2 protein-coding genes are annotated in these 2,882 nt (G+C 68.9%); one reads left to right on the top strand and one right to left on the bottom strand.

Going from position 1 to position 2,882, the window contains the following annotated elements:
• Positions 1–464: 464 nt before the first annotated feature.
• Positions 465–821, top strand: a complete 357-nt coding sequence (gene erpA, locus CXY81_RS00070) for an iron-sulfur cluster insertion protein ErpA (protein ID WP_104169336.1) — start codon at positions 465–467, stop codon at positions 819–821.
• 116 nt (positions 822–937) lie between these two features.
• Here the strand turns inward: erpA and CXY81_RS00065 are convergent, their stop codons facing one another.
• Positions 938–2,269: an MATE family efflux transporter gene (locus CXY81_RS00065; RefSeq protein ID WP_233191240.1), complete on the bottom strand. Its 1,332-nt coding sequence runs from the start codon at positions 2,267–2,269 to the stop codon at positions 938–940.
• Positions 2,270–2,882 lie beyond the last annotated feature (613 nt).

Below are 2,882 nucleotides of genomic sequence, written 5' to 3'. Positions count from 1 at the left end.
CGCAAGTTCGGGACGGTCAAGAAGGACGTCAGACATATTTACCTCTTCTGCCACCCCGGCAACCCGGATATTAGTCCGGTCATCCCGAGCCGGACTCCGTGAGGAGACCGGCTGAGAACGAGTTGTGAGGACGGCTCAGGTGCGCACCGCTGAGAGATCAAAGACAATCAGGGCCACGCCGTGCTGCGTCGCGGTCATCTGGACCACGCGCATAAAAAAAACAGGAACACTTCACCCTAGGCTTCAGGGTTTCATCTGGCTACACTTCGGCTCGCTTTGGCGGGTCACCGGCAGGTCGTCGAGGGGTCGTCGGGGAGGCGCGGGCACGCAGCGGATGCCGGCGGCAGCCTCCGAGGTTCGCAGAACGGCCGCGGGAGCTTAGAGTGTCTGGATACTCGCGCAGGCGAAACGCTCAAGCGGAGCGGTCCCGACGCGTCCATGCAGCGTGAAGTCCGAGGAGTCTCATGACCGACACCATTGCCCCCATCGCACCGGCCCACGGCGTCGGCCTGACCGACGCCGCCGCGCTGAAGGTGCGCAGCCTGCTCAGCCAAGAGGGTCGCGAAGACCTGAACCTGCGCGTAGCCGTGCAGCCCGGAGGCTGCTCCGGCCTGATCTACCAGCTCTACTTCGACGAGCGCATTCTCGAGGGCGACGTCATCGTGGACTTCGACGGCGTCGGGGTCGTGCTCGACAAGATGAGTGTGCCGTACCTCGAGGGTGCCTCGATCGACTTCGAGGACACCATCGCGAAGCAGGGCTTCACGATCGACAACCCGAACGCCGGCAGCAGCTGCGCCTGCGGCGACTCCTTCAGCTAGAGTCGCCGCCGCCGTGCCTAGCCTTCCGGCGCCGGCCGCGGAGGCTGGCGCACGGGAGAACCTGCGCCCGCTTTCCGAGCTGCGCCGCGGCCGTCAGCGCTGGGGCTGCCCCGGTGTCAGCGGGCGCCGACGACCATCCACTTCGCCGCCCGGGCGCGCAGCCCGAGCGTCACCCCGCGTGCGCCGAGGTAGCCGAACGCGAACGCCGCCATCAGCCAGGCCAGTCCCGCTGGTCCCGACGGCGCCAGCAGCAGCACCGCGACTGCCAGCGGCACGAACGCGGCCAGGTTCACCAATCCGGTCAGGGCCAGGTAGCGCGCGTCGCCGGCACCGATCAGCACTCCGTCGAGCACAAAGACCACCCCGCCGAGCGGAACGGATAGCCCGAGCACGATCAGGGCCGCCGGCAGCAGGTCGCTGACCTCGGTCGCGTTCGTGAACAGTCGGCCGAGCACGCCGCTCGCGGCGATCACCAGCAGCCCGAGCGCGGACCCGCTGAGCACGCCCCATTCGAGGCAGCGCCTGAGCACCGCGCGCACCTCGGCCAAGTTGCCGGCGCCGAGGCCCCGGCCCACCAGCGCCTGTGCCGCAATCGCTAGGGCGTCAAGGGCGAACGCGAGCGTGGCGAACAGGGTCATCGCGATCTGGAAGGCGGCCAGCTCGGGAGAACCGAGGCTCGTGGCCACGAAAACCGCGAGCAACATGGCCGCACGCAGGCTCACCGTGCGCAGGAACAGCCAGCCGCCGGATGCCGCGCCCCGCAACATCCCGACCCGATGCGGGCGCAGCGGCGCACTCTCGCGGCGGGCGTGGCGGCCGACGACGGCAAGGTAGACCGCGACCATCGCCCACTGTGCCACGACCGTGCCGAGGGCGGATCCGACGATGCCGAGTCCCAGGCCGTAGATGAACACCGCATTCAGCAGAATGTTGACCGAGAACCCGATCCCGGCCACCCACAGCGGGGTGCGGGTGTCCTGCAGCCCGCGGAGCAGCCCGGTCGCCGCGAAGACGAGCAGCATGGCAGGCAGTCCGAACATCGATGGGCCCAAGTAGCTGACGGCCGCGGCGGTGACGGCGGGCTCGGCGCCGAACGCGCCGACGAGCAGGGGGGTGGCGAACCAGCCCGCAATCGCGAGCAGCACACCGAGGCCGAGGGCCAGCCAGAGTCCGTCGATGCCGACCGCGACCGCACGGCGGCGGTCGCCGGCCCCCAGCCAGCGGGCCACCGCGGGCGTGGTGCTGTAGGCCAGGAAGACCATCAGGCCGATGATCGTTTGCAGCACGGCGCCGGCCAGGCCGAGTCCGGCCAGCGGAACGGCGCCGAGGTGCCCGACCATGGCGGAGTCGGCGAGCAGGAAGAGCGGTTCGGCGATGAGCGCGCCGACGGCGGGGATGGCGAGGCGCAGGATCTCGCGGTCGATGGGCTGCGGGCGGAGCACGGTGATGGTGATCCCAAAACTCTAGTTCAGCCCCTCCGCACCCGGTGTCCGCTTCCGATGGTCGAGCCTGTCGAGACCCGGCGAGCCAATCTCCGCGCTGCCAGACAAGACTTCGAAACTAGTGCTATAAAGTGTCCATAATAAGTGACAGACTCTCAACTACTTGTACTACATCAGGTATCCTCGTAGTTTGACGAACCTCGCGGNCAGGCAGGCGGCCGATGCCGTCGCCCTGCTGGGCTCCTCGAGCGCCGACTATGAGGCTCTGCCGGACGCAGTCGCTCTCATCGGTCAGAAGCAGATTGCAGCGGCTCGCCGACTGCTCGACGCCCGCGCCGCGTGGACGGCCGGCACCATCGCCCGCCGGTCCCGCCCGGAACTCGGCCACTCGGGGCTGGCCGCGCAGCAGGGGTTCCTCTCGCCCGAGGCCCTGATCCAGAACTGGACCGGCTCGTCCAAAGGCGACGCCTACAAACTGGTCGCGGTCGGCACGATGATGGCCGACACCGAGGCGGCCGACAAGCTGGTCGAAGAGGCGCTCTCGACGCTCTCGACGCCCGACGCCGGTGCCGACGCCGATGCTGTCGACGTCGCGGCGTTTGTTGCGAGGGTGCCCTGG

Source organism: Cryobacterium sp. M25 (assembly GCF_002929635.1).
In the GTDB taxonomy this organism is placed as follows: domain Bacteria; phylum Actinomycetota; class Actinomycetes; order Actinomycetales; family Microbacteriaceae; genus Cryobacterium; species Cryobacterium sandaracinum.
This window is presented reverse-complemented; position numbering and strand designations above follow the sequence as displayed.